This is a genomic window from Streptomyces siamensis (assembly GCF_039543605.1).
GTDB classification, from domain to species: Bacteria; Actinomycetota; Actinomycetes; order Streptomycetales; family Streptomycetaceae; genus Streptomyces; species Streptomyces siamensis.
On the sequence record NZ_BAABKB010000032.1, the window covers coordinates 115,152 to 134,564 of the forward strand.

A 19,413-nucleotide genomic window follows, 5' to 3' on the forward strand; every position below is an offset into this window, starting at 1 on the left:
GCACTCAGTGAACCTCAGCAGACGCACCGTCCTGCTCACCGCGGCCGGCGCCGCGACAGGACTCGTGCCTGGCCTGTCCGGCACGGCGACCGCGGCGCCCCGCGGCGCCGCGGCGACGGCCGCGGCCCGGGACCTGCAGCCCTACGCGTCCTACTGGTACCCCGACTCACTGCCGTCGGGCACCCCCGGTACCGGAATCACCTGGCGCAGCCTCAAGGCCTGGCGCGCGGACAGCGACGCCGACCTGGCCTTCAACGCCGCGTCCGTGCCGCTCGCCGCGCGCTTCACCCCGACCCCCGCGAACACCACGGCCCGCTCCGGCCAGGCACGCATCCAGTCCCTGGTCTCCTTCGGGCCCACGTCGGCCAACCCCTCGCAGGGCTCGGCCGACGCCGACTACTACGCCCTCACCCACTGGGCGTACATCGACGAACTCGTCTTCTGGGGCGGCTCCTCGGGCGAGGGCCTGATCCTCGCGCCCAACGCGCCGATCGTGGACGCGGCCCACCGGCACGGGGTCCCCGTCCTCGGCAACGTCTTCCTGCCGCCCGTCGCCTACGGCGGACAACTCCAGTGGACCCGCGACCTGGTGCAGAAGGACGCGAACGGCCACTACCCACTGGCCGCGCAACTGGTCGCCGTCGCCGCGGCGTACGGCTTCGACGGCTGGTTCGTCAACGCCGAGACCGGCGGCGGGAACACGGCGCTGGCCACCGGCATGCTCGGCTTCCTGCGCGAACTGAAGTCCCTCGGAGCCGCCCGGGGACAGCGCGTCACCTGGTACGACGCCATGACCGTGAACGGCTCGGTGAGCTGGCAGGGCGCGCTGAACAACCAGAACAAGACCTTCTTCCAGGCCGCGGACTCGATGTTCGTGGACTTCCGCTGGTCCGCCGGCAGCCTGGCCTCCTCCGGGACGACCGCGCAGCAACTCGGCCGCAGCCGCTACGAACTGTGGGCCGGCGTCGACGTCGAGGCGAGCGGCACCGCCGCGTCCGTGAACTGGGACGCCATCGTGCCGAACGGCAAGGCGCACGTCACCTCCATCGGCTTCTACCGGCCCGAATGGACCCGCAACCACCTCCCCGCGAACCGCACGCCCGGCGACTTCCACGCCGCCGACGACCTGTTCTGGACCGGTGCCTCCCTCGACCCCGCCAGACCGGACACCGACGCCGCCTGGCGCGCCCCGGCGGTCTCCGTCGCCGACCGGTCCACTGTCACCTCCGTCCCCTTCGCCACCTCCTTCAACACCGGCCACGGGCTGAAGTGGTACGAGGACGGAAAAGTCACCTCGGGCTCCGCCTGGAACCATCTGGGCCTCCAGGACAGGCTGCCCTCCCGTCGCTGGGTGGTGCGGACCACCGGCAGCCGCCCCGCCGTCACCTTCGACTTCGCGGACGCCTGGCGCGGCGGCAGCAGCGTCCTGGTCGCCGGCAGCCCGGACGCGCCCACCACGCTGGACCTGTACGCCACGCGGCTGCCGATCGGTCCGGACACGGTGGTCGAGGTGACCCACCGCACGGACGCGGGAAGTCCCGCCCTGGAACTGGCCGTCGCCACCGCCGAACCGGGCACCGCGGGCGGCGCGCCCCCGTACACGTACCTCCCGCTGCCGGTGACCCCCGGCGGCGGCTGGCAGACCTCCACCGTGCGGCTCACCGGTCTGTCGGGCACCGTCCGGGCGCTCGGAGTCCGGATGACCGGCGGCGGAGCGGTCCGCTGGCGCCTCGGCGCCCTCGCCGTCCGGGACGCGCCGGTGACCCCCGCCGCACCGGCCGGCCTGCGCGTCACCGACGCCGACGGAGGCAGCCTGCGTTTCGCCTGGCAGGGCGCCCCCGGACCCGTACGCCACTACGAGCTGTACCGGATCCTCCCCGACGGCACGCGCCGCTTCCTCGGCGGCACCTGTCAGCGCGCGTTCCACGTCGGCGGTCTCGCACCCGAACAGGGCGAGACGGCCGCGCGGTTCGAACTGCGCGCGGTGGGGGAGCTGTTCACCGTTTCCACCGCCACCACGACCACGCACACCTGGTAGCCCGCACCCTCACCCCACGGAGCACTCTCATGCATGACGACCGCACCCTGGTCGAAGCCCGCCTCAAGCGCGTCCTGGACGAGCGCATACGTCCCGCCGTGTACCCCGAGTCCGTACCGCTGGACGTGGCCGTGTGGCACGCGCCCGGAGAGCCGGTGCCGGTCGCCGAGGGAATCGCCGCGAGCGTGCAGCCGATCGAGGCGGGCGCGCGCTGGGGTGCTCCGTGGGGCACCAGCTGGTTCCGCGTCACCGGCACCGTCCCCCCGGCGTGGGCCGGCCGGACCGTCGAGGCGCTGCTGGACCTCGGCTTCGACGAGAACATGCCCGGCTTCCAGTGCGAGGGACTCGTCTACCGCCCCGACGGCACACCCGTGAAGGGCCTGAACCCGCGCAACCAGTGGGTGCGCATCGGCGCGCCCGTCGAGGGCGGCGAGGAGGTGCGGCTGCACATCGAGGCCGCCTCCAACCCGGTCATCCTCGACTACCACCCCTTCCTGCCCACCCAGCTCGGCGACAAGGAGACGGCCGGCAGCGAACCGCAGTACCGGCTGGAGCGCATGGACCTCGCGGTCCTCGACGAGACCGTGTGGCAGCTCGTCGTCGACCTGGAGGTCCTCGGCGAGCTGATGGCCGAACTGCCCCTGGAGTCCGCCCGGCGCTGGGACGTCCTGCGCGCCGTGGAGCGGGCCCTGGACGCGCTCGACCTCCAGGACGTCGGCGGCACGGCGGCCGCCGCACGCGAGCGGCTGACCGACGTGCTGTCCACGCCCGCCTCGCCCTCCGCCCACCGCATCAGCGCCGTCGGTCACGCGCACATCGACTCCGCCTGGCTGTGGCCGCTGCGCGAGACCGTCCGCAAGGTCGCCCGCACGACCTCCAACATGACCGCACTCCTGGAGGACGAGCCGGACTTCGTCTTCGCCATGTCCCAGGCCCAGCAGTGGGCCTGGGTGAAGGAACACCGGCCCGAGGTGTGGGCCCGGGTCAAGAAGGCCGTGGCCGACGGGCGTTTCGTACCCGCCGGCGGCATGTGGGTCGAGTCCGACACGAACATGCCCGGCTCGGAGGCGATGGCCCGTCAGTTCGTGCACGGCAAGCGGTTCTTCCTCGACGAGTTCGGCGTCGAGAACGACGAGGCCTGGCTGCCCGACACCTTCGGCTTCGCCGCCGGTCTCCCGCAGATCATCAAGGCGGCCGGCTCCAAGTGGCTGCTCACACAGAAGATCTCCTGGTCGCAGACCAACAAGTTCCCGCACCACACCTTCCAGTGGGAGGGCATCGACGGCACCCGCATCTTCACGCACTTCCCGCCCGTCGACACCTACAACTGCTCCATGAAGGGCAGCGAGATCGCCCACGCGGCCTCCAACTTCAAGGACAAGGGCGTGGCCCGGCACTCCCTCGCGCCCACCGGCTGGGGCGACGGGGGCGGTGGCACCACGCGCGAGATGGTCGCCAAGGCGGCCCGGCTGCGTGACCTCGAAGGCTCCGCGACCGTGGTGTGGGAGACCCCCGGGGAGTTCTTCACCAAGGCCGCCGCCGAGTACCCCAACGCCCCCGTGTGGGTCGGCGAGTTGTACCTCGAACTGCACCGCGCCACGCTCACCAGTCAGGCCGGCACCAAGCAGGGCAACCGGCGCAGCGAACACCTGCTGCGGGAGGCCGAGCTGTGGGCGGCGACCGCGGCCGTACGGACCGGGCTGCCCTACCCGTACGAGGCGCTGGACCGGATCTGGAAGACGGTGCTCCTCCACCAGTTCCACGACATCCTGCCGGGGTCGTCCATCGCCTGGGTGCACCGGGAGGCGCGCGCCACCTACCGCCGCGTCGCCGAGGAGCTGGACGGCATCATCGACGTGGCCCAGCGCGCCCTCGCCGGTGAGGGCGCGACCGACCTGGTGTTCAACTCCGCGCCGCACGGCCGGGACGGGGTCCCCGCGGGCGGCGCCCGCACGCCGCGGATCGAGGGTGTCGCCGCGCTCGCCCCGCGCGTCCAGGGCGGCTACGTCCTGGACAACGGCCTGCTGCGCGTCGAGATCGACGGCCGCGGACTCGTCGTCTCCGCGTACGACCTCACCGCCGACCGCGAGACGATCGCGCCCGGAACCGCCGCGAACCTGCTCCAGCTGCACCCCGACTTCCCGAACATGTGGGACGCCTGGGACGTCGACGAGTTCTACCGCAACACGGTCACCGACCTGGTCGGCACGGACGAGATCACGCCCGGCGAGGACGGCGTGTCCGTCCGGATCGTACGGTCCTTCGGCGCGTCGCGGGTCACCCAGGTGCTCTCGCTCGCAGCCGGCGAGCCCCGCCTCGGCATCGACACCGAGGTCGACTGGCACGAGAGTGAGAAGTTCCTGAAGCTCGCCTTCCCGCTCGACGTGCACGCCGAACGGTATGCGTCCGAGACCCAGTTCGGGCACTTCCACCGGCCCACGCACACCAACACCTCGTGGGAGGCGGCCAAGTTCGAGGCGTGCAACCACCGGTTCGTGCACATCGAGGAGCCCGGCTGGGGCGTCGCCCTGGTGAACGACTCGACGTACGGCCACGACGTCACCCGGACCGTGCGTGACACCGACGGGGGCACGACCACCACGGTGCGTGTCTCGCTGCTGCGTGCCCCGCGCTTCCCCGACCCCGAGACCGACCAGGGCGTGCACCGCTTCCGGCACGCCCTGGTGCCGGGCGCCGGGATCGGTGACGCGGTGCGCGAGGGCTGGCGGATCAATCTGCCGGAGCGGCGGGTGAGCGGCGCGCACGAGGTCGCGCCGCTGGTGAGCGTCGAGCAGGACGCGGTCGTCGTGACCGCCGTCAAGCTGGCCGACGACGGGACGGGCGACGTCGTCGTCCGCTTCCACGAGTCGCGCGGCGGCCGCACCCGGGCCACGCTCACCCCGGGCTTCGACGTCGCGACCGTCACGGTCACCGACCTCCTGGAGCGGCCGCTGGCCGACGCGACGGCACCGGGCCGCGACGGCGACCGGATCACCGTCCCGCTGCGCCCCTTCGAGCTGGTGACGCTCCGGCTGCGGCGCGCCTGAGCGAGGACGGGGACGCCCTGACGTGACGGGCAGGGCCCGCCGCACCGTGACACGGCCGCGGCGGGCCCTCCCCGTAGGTCCCCGGCCGCATCCGTGGCCGGACCGGGCCCGGTCCGGCCGGGGCGGGCGGGCGCGGGGTTCACGGCGGGAGCCTCGGTCGGGGGCGAGGGATGCGCGAGGGGCCGGGGCGGGCATCCCGGTCCCGAGGGGCGGACGTGCGTGCTCGGAGCGGGAGCCTCCGTCCAGGGCGGGCGACGGTGCGGGGGTCGAGGAGGGCATCCCGGCCCGGATCGGCCGGACGTGCTGGTGGGTGGGCGGGCACCCCGGCCCGGACGCACGGAGGCGCGGGCCGCCGGGAGAGCTCCCGGACCCGTAACAGGGCCCGCTACGCGGAGAGTTGGCTGCGCAGCCACTCCTCGACCTCGCCCACGTGGGCGGCCGCCGCCGCCCGGGCCGCCTCCGGGTCGTGGGCCACCAGGGCGCGGTGGATCGCCGCGTGTTCGCGCCGGGTCCGCTCGAACGCCCCCTCCTCCTGGTAGCCGCGCCAGACGCGGGCCCGGAAGGTGCGGGAGGACAGGCCCTCCAGGATCGCCGCCATCGTCTCGTTGCCCGCGGCCAGCGCGATGGCACGGTGGAACGCGAGGTCGTGGGCGATGATCTCCTCCGGGTCGTCCGTCGCGTTCATCGCCGCCAGGTGCTCCTCCACCTCGGCGAGCTGGTCCGGCGTGATGCGGGCCGCGGCGAGAGCGGTCGCCGTCGACTCCAGGATGCGGCGGACCTCCAGGAGTTCGACCAGCCGCGGCCCCCGGGACAGATCGGCGACCACGCCGAAGGTCTCCAGCAGGTCACCGGCCTCCAACTGCGTGACGTAGATGCCCGAGCCGTGCCGCGCCTCCAGGACGCCGAGGACGGTGAGCGCCCGGATCGCCTCGCGCATGGAGCTGCGCGAGATGCCGAGCTGCGCCGCGAGGTCCCGCTCGGTCGGCAGCCGCTGTCCCGGTTCGAGGCGGCCCTCGCCGATCATCGCCTTGATCCGCTCGATGGCGCGCTGCGTCACGGTGCCCTTCTGCGGGGCCGACTCGGCCGACTCCGTCTCCTTGGCCAGGGTCTCGTCCACGCCACATCCTCCTGTTGCCGGGTGCGCCGCAGTCTAACCAGCCATGTGGTCCGACCACTACGGCCGGAAACCGTGAAAATCTGGCGACGGAGGGTGTTGTGACCCCGAAGTGGTCTGATAAATATTCGTCCCGGCTGGAAGAGGGACCTCCGGCCACGCATCCTGCTCGATCACGCTCGATGAGGAGCCGTCAGATGGCCGGCAGAACTGTGCGGAACAGGCGAACCCCGTCGCGAGCGGCACGTGCGGCCCTCGCGGCAACCTGCGCGACCCTCGTGCTCGCGGCATGCGGCAGCACCAAGGACACCGCCGCCTCGGGCGGCGGCGGAGGAGGCGACGGCACCGGCAAGGTCGGGGTGATCCTGCCCCTGCTGACCTCGCCGTTCTGGCAGTCGTACAACGACTACGTCCCCAAGATGGCGAAGTCCGAGGACGTGGACGCGCTCAAGACCGTCAACTCCAACAGCGACCCCTCGCAGCAGATCACCGACATCAACAACCAGCTGAACCAGGGCGTGAAGGGCCTCGTCGTGGCCCCCCTGGACAGTGCCGCGATCGCCGCCGGACTCGACCAGGCCGAACGCAAGGGCGTCCCGGTGGTCGCCGTGGACGTGGCACCCGACAAGGGCAAGGTCGTCATGGTCGTACGCGCCGACAACGTCGCGTACGGAGAGAAGGCCTGCGAATACCTCGGCAAGCAGGTCGGGTCCGGCAAGGTCGTGCAGATCATGGGCGACCTCGCCTCCGTGAACGGCCGAGACCGCTCCGAGGCGTTCCGCAGCTGCGTCAAGAAGAACTATCCGAAGCTGAAGGTCCTGGAGATCCCCGCCAAGTGGGAGTCGGACACCGCGGCCTCCAAGCTGGACACCCTGCTCAACGCCAACCCCGACATCAAGGGCATCTACATGCAGGCGGGCGGTGTCTACCTCGCGCCGACCCTGCAGACCCTCAAGTCCAAGGGGATGCTGAAGAAGGCGGGCGAGACGGGCCACATCACGATCGTCTCCAACGACGGCATCCCGCAGGAGTTCGACGCCATCCGCAAGGGCCAGATCGACGCCACCGTCTCCCAGCCCGCCGACGCCTACGCGAAGTACGGCATGTACTACATCAAGGCCGCGATGCAGGGGAAGAAGTTCGAGCCGGGCCCGACGGACCACGACTCGGAGATCGTCAAGCTGCCCAGCGGCATCCTGGAGGACCAGCTGCCCGCCCCGCTGGTGACCAAGGACAACGTCGACGACCCCAAGCTGTGGGGCAACACGGTCAAATGAGTACACCACTGGTCGAGGCGCGGGGGATCGTCAAGCGGTACGGACCCACCGTCGCACTCCAAGACGGCCGGCTCACCGTCCTTCCCGGTGAGTCGCACGCCCTCGTCGGCCGCAACGGCGCGGGCAAGTCCACCCTCGTCACCGTGCTCACCGGACTCCAGGCGGCCGACGAGGGCACCGTCCTCTTCGACGGTGAACCCGCACCCGCCCTCGCCGACCGGGACGCCTGGCGTCGCAAGGTGGCGTGCGTCTATCAGCGGCCCACCGTCGTCCCCGAACTGACGGTCGCCGAGAACCTCTTCATCAACCGGCAGCCGACCGGCAGGGGAGGCTTCATCAGCTGGCGCCGGCTGAGGACCGAGGCGTCCCAGGTCCTCGACACCTGGGACGTGCACGTCGACCCGGACGCGCGGACCGCCGACCTCAAGGTCGAGGACCGTCAAATGGTCGAGATCGCCCGTGCGTTGAGCTTCGGCGCCCGGTTCATCGTGCTCGACGAACCGACGGCCCAGCTCGACAACCGGGAGATCGACCGGCTGTTCACCCGGATGCGCGCCCTCCAGGAGTCGGGGGTGACCTTCCTGTTCATCTCGCACCACCTCCAGGAGGTGTACGAGGTGTGCCAGACGGTCACGGTCCTGCGCGACGCCCGCTGGATCACCACCGCGCCGGTCGCCGAACTCCCGCGCCCGGCACTGGTGGAGGCCATGGCGGGCGAATCGATCGCCGAACGCAGGGTCGCGGACCGGACGGTGGCCGCGGACGCGCCGGTGATCCTCGACGTCGAGGGCCTCACCTCGGGCGCCTACGAGGACATCGACCTCACCGTCCGCCGCGGTGAGGTCCTCGGCCTCGCCGGCTCCAGCGGCAGCGGCAAGATCGAACTCGCCGAGTCCCTCGCCGGACTGCACACCCCGACCGGCGGAACCGCGCGGCTGGACGGCGAGCGCCTCCCGTTCGGCGACGTCCAGGCCGCGCTGCGGGCGGGCGTCGGATGCGTCCCGCGCGACCGCCACGACCAGGGGCTCGTCTCCTCGATGAACGTCGGCGACAACACCACCATGACCGTCCTCGGTCGGCTCGGGCGCCACGGATTCATCGGCACCGACCGCAGACGCGCCTTCGCCGCCGACCTCATCGAGCGCCTCGACATCCACACCGAGGGCCCGGAGCAACCCGTCTCCGACCTCTCCGGAGGCAACGCGCAGAAGGTCGTGATGGCCCGCGCCCTCGCCTCGGACCCGCGTCTCCTCGTCCTCATCAACCCCACCGCGGGCGTCGACGTGAAGTCCAAGGAATCCCTGCTGTCACGCATGGACAGCGCCCGGGAGGACGGCACGGCCGTGCTCGTCGTCTCCGACGAACTCGACGACCTGCGCCGCTGCGACCGCGTCCTCGTCCTCTTCCACGGCCGCGTCGTCGCCGAGCACCCCGCCGGCTGGCACGACCACGAGCTCATCGCCTCCATCGAAGGAGTGGACCATGGCTGACACCAAGGCCCCGCCGCTCACCCCCCTCCGGGCCCCGGACCCGCGTGCCGCCAAGACGATGCTGCTCCGCCGCGCCCGCGAACTCGCCCTCGTGCCAGCCCTGTTGCTGCTCATGGTGCTCGGAGCGTTCGTCAACGACTCCTTCCTCACCGAGCGCAACCTCATCTCGATCCTCGGCGCGTCGGCGGCCCTCGCCATGGTCGTGCTCGCCGAGTCCCTCGTGCTCATCACCGGCAAGTTCGACCTGTCGCTGGAGTCCGTCGTCGGCATCGCGCCCGCCGTCGGCGCGCTGCTCGTCCTGCCCGCGGCCCAGTCCGGCTGGGGCACCGAACTCCCCGCGGCGCTGGCCCTTTTCGCGATGCTCCTGGTGGGCGCGGCCATCGGCGCCTTCAACGGCATCCTCGTCGTGAAGTTCAAGCTCAACGCCTTCATCGTGACCCTCGCCATGCTGATCATCCTGCGCGGACTGCTGGTCGGCGCTACCAAGGGCAAGACGCTGTTCGGGATGCCCGACGCCTTCTTCTCGCTGGCCACCACCACCTTCCTGCGCGTCCCGATGTCCGTGTGGCTGGCCGCCGTCGCCTTCGGCGTCGCGGGCCTGGTCCTCAAGTACCACCGCGTCGGCCGCGCCCTGTACGCGATCGGCGGCAACGCGGACGCGGCCCGCGCGGCCGGCATCCGCGTCGAGCGCGTCATGCTCGGCGTGTTCGTCGTCGCGGGCGTCCTCGCCTCGGTCGGCGGGATCATGCAGACCGGCTACGTCGGGGCGATCAGCGCCAACCAGGGCAACAACATGATCTTCACCGTGTTCGCGGCGGCGGTCATCGGCGGCATCAGCCTGGACGGCGGCAAGGGCACCATGTTCGGCGCGCTGACCGGCGTCCTGCTGCTCGGCGTCGTGCAGAACCTGCTCACGCTCGCCCAGGTGCCGTCCTTCTGGATCCAGGCCATCTACGGCGGGATCATCCTGGTCGCCCTCATGATCGCCCGCGTGACGACGGGCCGCGCCCAGGACTGACCCCCTCCGACTCCGTACGGGCCCCCGTACGCCCCCGTCCCGGACCGAAAGGCCTCCCGTGTCACCAACTGCCGCCCGTATCACCGCGGTCGACACCTACGACATCCGTTTCCCCACCTCGCGCGAGCTCGACGGCTCCGACGCGATGAACCCGGACCCCGACTACTCGGCGGCCTACGTCGTCCTGCGCACCGACGACGCCGACCTTCCCGAGGGGCACGGATTCACCTTCACCATCGGGCGGGGCAACGACGTCCAGGTCGCCGCGATCGACGCGCTGCGCGGACATGTGATCGGCCGGTCCGTCGACGAGCTGTGCGCGGACCCGGGATCGCTCGGCCGGGACCTGATCGGCGACAGCCAGCTGCGCTGGCTGGGACCCGAGAAGGGCGTGATGCACATGGCGATCGGCGCCGTCCTCAACGCCGTCTGGGACCTCGCCGCCAAACGCGCCCGCAAGCCCCTGTGGCGGCTGCTCGCCGACGCCGACCCCGAATGGCTGGTCGGCCAGGTGGACTTCCGCTACATCACCGACGCGCTCACCCCGCAGGAGGCACTGGACCTGCTGCGCCGCGGGAAGGAGGGCGCCGAGCAGCGCCGGGCCACCCTCCTGGAGCGCGGCTTCCCCGCGTACACCACCTCGCCCGGCTGGCTCGGCTACGACGACGAGAAGCTCACCCGGCTCGCGGCCGAGGCCGTCACGGCCGGGTTCCGCCAGATCAAGCTCAAGGTCGGCGCGGACCTCGACGACGACCTGCGCCGCTGCCGGGTCGCCCGCTCCGTGGTCGGCCCCGGCATCAGGATCGCCATCGACGCCAATCAGCGGTGGAACGTCGACGAGGCGATCGCCTGGACCAACGCGCTCGGCGAGTTCCAGCCCTACTGGATCGAGGAGCCGACCAGCCCGGACGACGTCCTCGGGCACGCGGCCGTCCGCAAGGCCGTGACCCCCGTGAAGGTCGCCACCGGCGAACACGTCCAGAACCGCATCGTGTTCAAGCAGCTCCTCCAGGCCGGCGCCATCGACGTCCTCCAGATCGACGCGGCCCGCGTCGGCGGGGTGAACGAGAACCTCGCCATCCTGCTGCTCGCCGCCAAGTTCGGGGTGCCGGTGTGCCCGCACGCCGGCGGGGTCGGACTGTGCGAACTGGTCCAGCACCTCTCGATGTTCGACTTCGTCGCACTGTCCGGCACCACCGACGACCGGGTGATCGAGTACGTCGACCACCTCCACGACCACTTCGTCGACCCCGTGGTGATCCGCGACGGGCACTACACGGCACCGTCGTCGCCCGGCTTCTCGGCCACCATGCGGCCCGAGTCCATCGCGGAATTCACCTACCCCGGCGGTACCTTCTGGGCAGCCGACCTCGCACAGCAGTCACGGACCGACCGGAAGGGGGCGGCCGCATGACGGACGCACAGGACTTCGACGGGCTCAAGGCGCTGGTGACCGGCGGTGCGTCCGGTATCGGACGGGCCACCGCGGACCTGCTCGCCGCCCGCGGCGCCCGGGTCGCCGTGCTCGACCTGGACCCGTCGTCGGTCGAGGGGCCGCTGCTCGGCCATCGCGCCGACGTCACCGACGACGCCTCCGTCCGCGCCGCCGTGGCCGCCGCCGCCGAAGCCCTCGGCGGCCTCGACGTCCTCGTCAACAACGCGGGCATCGGCGCCCAGGGCACCGTCGAGGACAACGACGACGCCGAGTGGCACCGCGTCCTCGACGTCAACGTCCTCGGCATCGTGCGCACCACCCGCGCCGCCCTGCCCCTGCTGAGGCGGTCCGCGCACGCGGCCGTCGTGAACACCTGTTCCATCGCCGCCACCGCGGGCCTGCCCCGGCGCGCCCTGTACTCCGCCACGAAGGGCGCCGTCCTCTCCCTCACCCTCGCCATGGCCGCCGACCACGTCCGCGAAGGCATCCGGGTCAACTGCGTGAACCCCGGCACCGTGGACACGCCCTGGGTCGGCCGGCTGCTGGACGCCGCCGCGGACCCGGCCGCCGAACGCGCCGCGCTCGAGGCCCGCCAGCCCACCGGCCGGCTCGTGACGGCCTCCGAAGTCGCCGGTGCCATCGCCTACCTGGCGAGCCCCCTGTCCGGCGCCACCACCGGCACCGCGCTCGCCGTCGACGGCGGCATGCAGGGCCTGCGACTGCGGCCGGTGGGACAGTGAGCACGCTGGGCGGCAGCGGAGTCGAGGTCGGTGCGCTGTCCTTCGGCGGGGCGGCCATCGCCGGCCTCTACACCGAGGTCTCGGAGGAGCAGGCGTACCAGGCCGTCGACGCCGCCTGGGAGTGCGGCATCCGCTCCTTCGACACCGCGCCGCACTACGGCATCGGCCTCTCCGAACGGCGCCTGGGCGCGGCCCTGCGCGACCGGCCGCGCGCCACGTACACCGTGTCCACCAAGGTGGGCCGCCTCCTGGAGCCGACCGACGAGGGCGGCGACGACCTCGCCCACGGCTTCGCCGTCCCCGCCACCCACCGCCGCGTCTGGGACTTCAGCGCCGACGGAGTGCGGCGGAGCCTGGACGACAGTCTGGAACGCCTCGGCCTCGACCGGGTCGACGTCGTCTACCTGCACGACCCCGACGACCACGCCGAGCAGGCCTTCCGCGAGGGCTACCCCGCCCTGGAGGACCTGCGCGCGCAGGGTGTTGTCGGCGCGATCGGCGCGGGCATGAACCAGACCCCGATGCTCACCCGCTTCGTCCGCGACACGGACGTCGACGTGGTGCTGTGCGCGGGCCGCTACACCCTCCTCGAACACGGCGCTCTCGCCGACCTGTTGCCCGCGGCCGAACAGCGCGGCACCTCCGTCGTCGTCGGCGGCGCCTTCAACTCGGGGCTGCTGGCCGACCCACGGCCGGGAGCGACCTACAACTACTCCGCCGCACCCGCGGAGGCCCTGGAGCGCGCCCTGCGGCTCAAGTCCGTCGCCGAACGGCACGGCACCACGCTGCGGGCCGCCGCCCTGACGTTCCCGGCCGCCCATCCGGCGGTCGCCGGCGTCCTGGTCGGTTGCCGCTCCGCGGACGAGGTCCGCGACTGCGTCGCTCAGTTCACCACGAAGGTGCCCACCGGCTTCTGGCAGGAACTGCGCGCGGAAGGCCTGCTGCCCGCAGGCGCCCCCGTACCCGTACCGGAGCCGTCATGAGAGTCGCCCTGCACACGAAGGTCCGCGCCGACCGGGTCGCCGCGTACGAGGCCGCCCACCGTGAGGTCCCCGAGGAACTGACCGCCGCGATCCGCGCCGCCGGTGCCACCTCCTGGACGATCTGGCGCAGCGGCACCGACCTGTTCCACGTCCTGGAGTGCGAGGACTACGGACGCATGCTGGCCGAGCTGGAGAAGCTGCCGGTCAACATCGCCTGGCAGGCCCGCATGGCCGAACTCCTCGACGTCGTCCACGACTACTCCGGCGCGGGCGCCGACGCGGGGCTGCCCGTGGTGTGGGAGCTGCCGTGACCGTCGACGCCCACCACCACGTCTGGGACCTGTCCGTCCGCGACCAGGACTGGATCACCGGGCCCGAACTGCGGCCGCTACGAAGGGACTTCGGGATGTCCGACCTGGCGCCCGAGGCGCGCGCCGCCGGCGTCGACCGGACCGTCCTCGTCCAGACGGTCACCGTGGCCGGGGAGACCCCGGAGTTCCTGGTCCTCGCGCGGGAGAGCGAACTGGTGGCGGGGGTCGTCGGCTGGACCGATCTGACCCGCCCCGACGTCGCCGAAGAGCTGGCCCGCCTGCGCGAGCTGCCGGGCGGCGGGTACCTGAAGGGCATCCGTCACCAGGTCCAGGGCGAGTCCGACCCGCGGTGGCTGCTGCGCCCGGACGTACGCCGAGGACTCGCCGCCGTCGCCGCGGCGGGACTCGTCTACGACCTGGTCGTGCTCCCGCACCAGCTGCCCGCGTGCGCCGCGGCGGCCGCCGACCACCCCGGACTGACCTTCGTGCTCGACCACGCGGGCAAGCCGCCGATCGCCCAGGGAGCCCTGGAGCCCTGGGCCGCCTCCGTCCGCGCGCTGGCCGCCCTGCCCAACACGGTCTGCAAGCTCTCCGGACTGGTCACCGAGGCGGACCCGGCCGACTGGACAGTCGAGGACCTGCGCCCCTACGCGGACACGGTCCTGGACGCCTTCGGCCCCGCCCGCCTGATGTTCGGCTCCGACTGGCCCGTGTGCACCCTGGCCGCGACCTACGGCCAGGTCGTCGACGCCACGCGGGAGCTGCTGTCCGGCCTCGACGGCGAGGAGACCGAGGCCGTCCTCGCCGGCACCGCCACACGCGTCTACGGCGTCTGACGCGCCCGCCGTACACCGGGACCCGGTCCCGCGAGCGAGGGCCGGACCCACCTCCGTGCTCGAAGGGCCGTCAGTAGGGGACGCTGCGCTCGGCGGCCGTCTCCAGACGCGTCGGGGGCAGGAAGTCGCGCACGTACGTGCGGTGCCAGCAGGCGCCGGTCTCCCGCAGTTCGCGCCATGTCGTGTACCGGTAGCGGTAGAGACGGGCGCGGACGTAGCGGGGCGGCGCGTCGGCGGGGAACGGCGAGCGGCGCAGCAGCCGCAGGGTGTCCCGGTCGTTCTCCAGCAGCCGCTCCACCAGACCCGCGAACCAGGCGCCGGCGTACGCGGGCGACAGCGCCGCGAACCACATCAGCCAGTCCAGCCGCAGATGGTACGGCGCGAACTGGCGCGGCCAGTGGCGGGGATCGCCCGGCTTGCCCTTGAACTCGTACTCCTGCCACCGCGAGTGCTCACGCGGCAGATCGTCCGCGGTGCCCTCGACGACCACCTCGTAACGCACCCGGCTGACACTGCCGAACGCCCCGTAGGTGTTGACCAGATGGAGCGGGTCGAAGGAGCGGTTCATGACCTGGCGCCGGGAGAGCAGATTGCGGGCCGGCCGGTAACTGAGCGCGAGCAGACCCGCGGCCACGCCGAGCACGACGACCTCGTACCAGAGCGGAGGCCCGGCGACGCGCGGGGCCGTGCCCGGGAACCGGACCGCCGACAGGGCCACCACGATGGTCGTCCAGTTCAGCCACGCGAAGTTCCCGGACAGCACCAGCCACAGCTGGGTGAGGATCATCAGCGAGGCGGCCGCGGTGGCGATCGGCTGCGGCGTGAAGAGGAGCACCGGCACGACGAGTTGGGTGACGTGGTTGGCGGCCACCTCGATCCGGTGGAACGGCTTGGGGAGATGGTGGAAGAACCAGCTCAGCGGGCCCGGCATCGGCTGCGTCTCGTGGTGGTAGTACAGGCAGGTCAGCTTCCGCCAGCACGCGTCCCCCCGCATTTTGATCATCCCCGCGCCGAACTCCACGCGGAACAGCACCCACCGCAGCAGGAACAGCACGACGATCGGCGGAGCCACCTCGTCGTTGCCGAGGAAGACCGCCAGGAAGCCCACTTCGAGCAGCAGGGACTCCCACCCGAACGAGTACCACGTCTGGCCGACGTTGACGATCGACAGGTACAGCGCCCACGGCACGAGCCACAACAGCATCCCGCCCCACAGCGGCAGCAGCGAGTCGGCCCCCGCGATCAGTGCCACCGACACCGCGCAGCCCGTCCAGGACCAGAGCGCGAAGAAGCGGTCCGAGTAGCGCAGATGGAACACGCTCGGCGCGGCACGGAACGGCACCCGCGCCACGAAGCGCGGGACCGGCAGCATCCCGCGCTCCCCGAGCAGCGCACGGAACTGCAGCGCCGCGCCCAGGAAAGCCATCAGGTACACGACGGCCAGCGCCCGCTGGAAGACCAGCCGGCTCCACCAGTACTCGGGGGCGACGAACCACTCCACGACGGGCGCTCCTCTCCCTTCCATTGTGACGCTGGGTGACCGCTTCGGCTTGCGTGACCCGAGCGGGTGACGCAGACAATGGTGGTCGAATTGCCCGGGATGAACGGGAGAACGTGGTGCACATACCCACCAGGGCCCTCGTCACGGCCTGCACGCTCGCGGCGGCGCTCCTCGTCGCCGGGTGCGGCGGCGACAGCGATCAGGCCAGCGCGTCCGGCGCCTCGTCCGGCGAGGACGTCTACCTCCAGCCCGTCGCGGCCCAGGGGCCCGACCCCTTCACCGACTCCACCGCCACCGGCGGCAGGGCCGAGCCGGGTGTCACCCGAACGCCGCAACCGGCGGCGAGCGACGGCGCCTTCGACCCGCGGAGCACGCTCGTCGTCCCGGGCTCCCTGCCGGGCCTGTACGGCGGCACCCGGAACACCGGGAGCTGCGACGTGGAGCAGGAGATCCGCTTCCTCGCCGCCGACCGGAGCAAGGCAGGCGCCTTCGCCGGGGTCGTGGGCATCTCCCGGTCGTCGATCCCGGGCTTCCTGCGCGGGCTGACCTCGGTCGTGCTGCGCGCCGACACCCGGGTCACCAACCACGGGTTCAGCGACGGACGGGCGACCACGTTCCAGTCCGTTCTCCAGACCGGCACCGCCGTCCTCGTCGACGACCGGGGCGTGCCCCGGGTCCGCTGCGCCTGCGGCAACCCGATCGGCACGCCGGCCGCGCGCGGGAGCGGCTCGGGCACCCGCGGCACGCCCTGGTCGGGATATCGGCAGTCCCAGATCGTCGAGGTCGCCCCGGCGCCCACGGTGATCAGCGACCTCACGATCGTCGACGTCGACGACCACCAGTGGATCGAGCGCCCGACGGGGCACGACGGCCACCGCCACGACCACGTCGTACCGGCGCCGGACGGTTCGGCCGTGACGCAGCGCCCCGACCGCTCGTCACCCGGCCCGCACGACTCGACCCCGGGCGTCGGCCCGGACGGTCGGGGTACCGGTCCGGACTGCGGCACGCCGACCGCAGCCGCCCCCGTGCCGTCGCGGCCGACGGCCACCGTCCCGGGCGAGACCCCGGGGACGGCCACTCCCGGCTCGCGGCCCCCCGGCTCGGACAGCGGTTCCGATCTGGCCGCGGCGGACGCCGCCAGGTCCGGTCCCACGCGGTCGGGCACCCCGACGGGCGCCCCCTCGGCCGGGAACCCGGCGGCGGCATGCCCCACGGCCACGCCGTCGGCGACGGCATCCGGGACCGTGCAGAGCCCGCCGGACAGGAGCGCCGCGCCCGGGCGGTCCGCGCCCGCGGTACCGCCCGCACCGCCGAGCGACCCGGGCACCCCCGACCAGGACATGGGCCCCGACACGGTGCCCGAGGATCCCGACGTCCCCGACGGCGGTGGGCTCGTCCCCGAGGAGTCCGCCGACACGGACACGATCTTCGACGCGGCGACGGACGTGTTCGGCAGCTGACCGTCCGCTCGGCTCGGGGCGCCCGGAAACGGGCTCCCCAGAAGTCGAACAATCGGACAAACCCTGGCAAGGTGGCCCCATGGTTCATCGGGGAGCGAGCGCCCTGTCACTCCCGGACGACTGGCCCGCCCACCCGGATCCGATCCTGGCGCTCAACCGCATGGGCAGCTTCGACTGGGACCTGGACACGGGTCTGATGCACATGGACGCCCAGGCCCACGCGGTCTTCGACATGCGCCCGGGCGAATACGACGGCAACCCCGCCACCCTGTCCGTGCGCGTGCCCGCCACCGAGTCGTACCGCCTCGACACCATGGTGTCCCAGGCTCTCAAGGACGGCAGCGAGAACTACGGCGCCTACTTCCGCATCCGCTGCCGCGACGGCTCCCTGCGCTGGACGCACACCCAGGGCTACATCCGCCGCGACGAGACCGGACGGCCACGCCGGATCATCGGCATCGTGCGCGACGCCACCGAGGAGCTGAGCGAGAGCGCGGCACGCCGTGAGCAGGCCGCCGAGGACGAGGCCCGCCGGCAGCAGACCAACGTCGTGCAGATCACCACCGCCGCGCTCGCCCACGCCCGCACCGTCCAGGACGTCATCGACGTACTGAAGGACTCCCACGGCCTCACCCACCTCGGTGCGACGAGCCTGGTCATGGGGCTGGTGGAGGCGGGCCGCATCCGGCTGGTCGCCGAAGGGCCCGCGGGCAGCTTCGTCCCCGGCACCCTGGTCACCCGCATCGACGAGCAGTACCCGATGAGCGAGGTCGTACGGACCCTCGCCCCGCGTTTCATCGAGTCGCCCGAGGACTTCGCCGAGTCCTACCCGCTGCTGTGGCCGCACATCACCGACCTCAAGATCACGTCGGCCGCGTATCTGCCGCTCATCGCCCAGGCCCGCCCGATCGGGGCGATGGGCCTGCTCTACAACGACCGGCACGGCTTCTCGGCCGAGGACCGCAACGTCCTCGTCGCGCTCGGCAGCAGCATCGCGCAGAGCCTCCAGCGCGCCATGTTCTACGAGCAGGAGAAGGACCTCGCGCAGGGCCTCCAGCAGGCGATGCTGCCGCGCTCCATCCCGAGCGTCCCCGGCGCCGACGTCGCCGTCCGCTACCGCTCCGCCTCCCTCGGACGGGACATCGGAGGCGACTGGTACGACCTGATCCCGCTGCCCGGCGGACGCGTCGGCGCCGTCATCGGCGACGTCCAGGGCCACGACACGCACGCCGCCGCCGTCATGGGCCAGCTGCGCATCGTGCTGCGCGCCTACGCCGCCGAGGGCCACACACCGGCCACCGTGATGGCCCGTGCCTCGGTCTTCCTGCACGAGCTCGACACCGACCGCTTCGCGACCTGCCTGTACGCCGAGGCGGACCTGTCCACGGGGGTCGTCCAGCTGGTCCGGGCCGGCCACATCGACCCGCTGGTCCGGCACACCGACGGCACCTGCCGCAGGGTGAGCGTCGAAGGAGGCCTGCCGCTCGGCCTGTCCGCCGAGTTCGGACGACTGGAGTACCCGGTCACCAGCATCGAGCTCGACCCCGGACACACCCTCCTGCTGTGCACCGACGGCCTCGTCGAGCAGCCCGGCACCGACCTCGACGACGGCATGCACGCCCTGCGCGAGCTCATCTGCTCGGGCCCGGACGACGTCCGCGAGCTCGCCGACCGGCTGATCGACGTGGCGGAGGACCGCGGCGGCGACGACGACGTGGCGCTGCTCCTCCTGCGCCGTCGCGGCCTCACCGACCAGCGGTCGGGCGGACGGCTCCAGCAGCACGTCGCCCCCGGCGACCCCGAGGCCCTCTCCGATGCTCGCCACATGATCCGCGCCGCGGTCCGTGCCTGGGGCGCGGGCGAGCGCGCCGACGAGATCGAGCTGGTCGCCGACGAACTGATCACCAACTCCCTCATGCACACCGAAGGCCCGGCGATCGTCACCCTGCGCGTGCTCACCGGGTCCGACCGCCGGCTGCGCGCCGAGGTGGAGGACGCCTCCAGCGCTCTGCCGCGCCGCCGGGAGGCCGGCGAGTCCGGGGTCTCCGGCCGCGGTCTCCTCCTCGTCGACCGCCTCACCGACGTGTGGGGTGTGGAGGCCCGCGGCGGCGGCAAGTGCGTGTGGTGCGAGTTCGTCGTCCCGGACCGGGACTGACCGGG

General features: G+C 72.4%; 14 protein-coding genes. 12 read left to right on the forward strand and 2 right to left on the reverse strand.

Features of this window, described 5'->3' with window-relative positions:
- Positions 1–7 precede the first annotated feature (7 nt).
- Positions 8–2,038, forward strand: coding sequence for an endo-beta-N-acetylglucosaminidase (locus ABEB03_RS34105; protein ID WP_345656720.1), 2,031 nt, complete (start codon positions 8–10; stop codon positions 2,036–2,038).
- A gap of 29 nt (positions 2,039–2,067) precedes the next feature.
- Positions 2,068–5,085 (forward strand): alpha-mannosidase, encoded by a 3,018-nt coding sequence (locus ABEB03_RS34110; protein WP_345656722.1) that lies wholly within the window; start codon positions 2,068–2,070, stop codon positions 5,083–5,085.
- Positions 5,086–5,470: 385 nt separating this feature from the next.
- On the opposite strand, the gene ABEB03_RS34115 is transcribed toward ABEB03_RS34110, so the two are convergent.
- The gene (locus ABEB03_RS34115; protein ID WP_345656724.1) at positions 5,471–6,202 is read right to left on the reverse strand and encodes a FadR/GntR family transcriptional regulator; all 732 of its coding nucleotides are present in this window, start codon (positions 6,200–6,202) and stop codon (positions 5,471–5,473) included.
- 194 nt (positions 6,203–6,396) lie between these two features.
- Between ABEB03_RS34115 and ABEB03_RS34120 the strand changes: the two genes are divergently transcribed.
- The 8 genes from ABEB03_RS34120 to ABEB03_RS34155 are packed head-to-tail and all read left to right on the forward strand — an operon-like array spanning position 6,397 to position 14,289.
- Positions 6,397–7,476, forward strand: a complete 1,080-nt coding sequence (locus ABEB03_RS34120) for a sugar ABC transporter substrate-binding protein (protein ID WP_345656725.1) — start codon at positions 6,397–6,399, stop codon at positions 7,474–7,476.
- Positions 7,473–8,966, forward strand: coding sequence for a sugar ABC transporter ATP-binding protein (locus ABEB03_RS34125; RefSeq protein ID WP_345656726.1), 1,494 nt, complete (start codon positions 7,473–7,475; stop codon positions 8,964–8,966). Before ABEB03_RS34120 ends, ABEB03_RS34125 begins: the two co-directional genes overlap by 4 nt.
- The gene (locus ABEB03_RS34130) at positions 8,959–9,984 is read left to right on the forward strand and encodes an ABC transporter permease (RefSeq protein ID WP_345656727.1); all 1,026 of its coding nucleotides are present in this window, start codon (positions 8,959–8,961) and stop codon (positions 9,982–9,984) included. The genes ABEB03_RS34125 and ABEB03_RS34130 overlap by 8 nt, the downstream gene beginning before the upstream one ends.
- Before the next feature lie 58 nt (positions 9,985–10,042).
- Positions 10,043–11,398 (forward strand): L-fuconate dehydratase, encoded by a 1,356-nt coding sequence (locus ABEB03_RS34135; protein ID WP_345656728.1) that lies wholly within the window; start codon positions 10,043–10,045, stop codon positions 11,396–11,398.
- A complete protein-coding gene (locus ABEB03_RS34140; RefSeq protein ID WP_345656729.1) occupies positions 11,395–12,159 on the forward strand; it encodes an SDR family NAD(P)-dependent oxidoreductase in 765 nt (254 codons plus the stop codon). The genes ABEB03_RS34135 and ABEB03_RS34140 overlap by 4 nt, the downstream gene beginning before the upstream one ends.
- Positions 12,156–13,142: an aldo/keto reductase gene (locus tag ABEB03_RS34145; protein ID WP_345656730.1), complete on the forward strand. Its 987-nt coding sequence runs from the start codon at positions 12,156–12,158 to the stop codon at positions 13,140–13,142. The genes ABEB03_RS34140 and ABEB03_RS34145 overlap by 4 nt, the downstream gene beginning before the upstream one ends.
- On the forward strand, positions 13,139–13,453 hold the full coding sequence (locus ABEB03_RS34150; RefSeq protein WP_345656731.1) for an L-rhamnose mutarotase: 315 nt from the start codon (positions 13,139–13,141) through the stop codon (positions 13,451–13,453). The genes ABEB03_RS34145 and ABEB03_RS34150 overlap by 4 nt, the downstream gene beginning before the upstream one ends.
- A complete protein-coding gene (locus tag ABEB03_RS34155; RefSeq protein ID WP_345656732.1) occupies positions 13,450–14,289 on the forward strand; it encodes an amidohydrolase family protein in 840 nt (279 codons plus the stop codon). The genes ABEB03_RS34150 and ABEB03_RS34155 overlap by 4 nt, the downstream gene beginning before the upstream one ends.
- Before the next feature lie 70 nt (positions 14,290–14,359).
- Here the strand turns inward: ABEB03_RS34155 and ABEB03_RS34160 are convergent, their stop codons facing one another.
- Positions 14,360–15,790, reverse strand: a complete 1,431-nt coding sequence (locus tag ABEB03_RS34160; RefSeq protein WP_345656733.1) for a lipase maturation factor family protein — start codon at positions 15,788–15,790, stop codon at positions 14,360–14,362.
- Between the two features lie 116 nt (positions 15,791–15,906).
- Between ABEB03_RS34160 and ABEB03_RS34165 the strand changes: the two genes are divergently transcribed.
- Together ABEB03_RS34165 and ABEB03_RS34170 are read left to right on the forward strand one after the other, a co-directional pair.
- Positions 15,907–17,253, forward strand: a complete 1,347-nt coding sequence (locus ABEB03_RS34165; RefSeq protein ID WP_345656734.1) for a DUF6777 domain-containing protein — start codon at positions 15,907–15,909, stop codon at positions 17,251–17,253.
- Positions 17,254–17,332: 79 nt separating this feature from the next.
- Positions 17,333–19,408: a SpoIIE family protein phosphatase gene (locus tag ABEB03_RS34170; protein ID WP_345656735.1), complete on the forward strand. Its 2,076-nt coding sequence runs from the start codon at positions 17,333–17,335 to the stop codon at positions 19,406–19,408.
- The last annotated feature ends 5 nt before the right edge of the window (positions 19,409–19,413 follow it).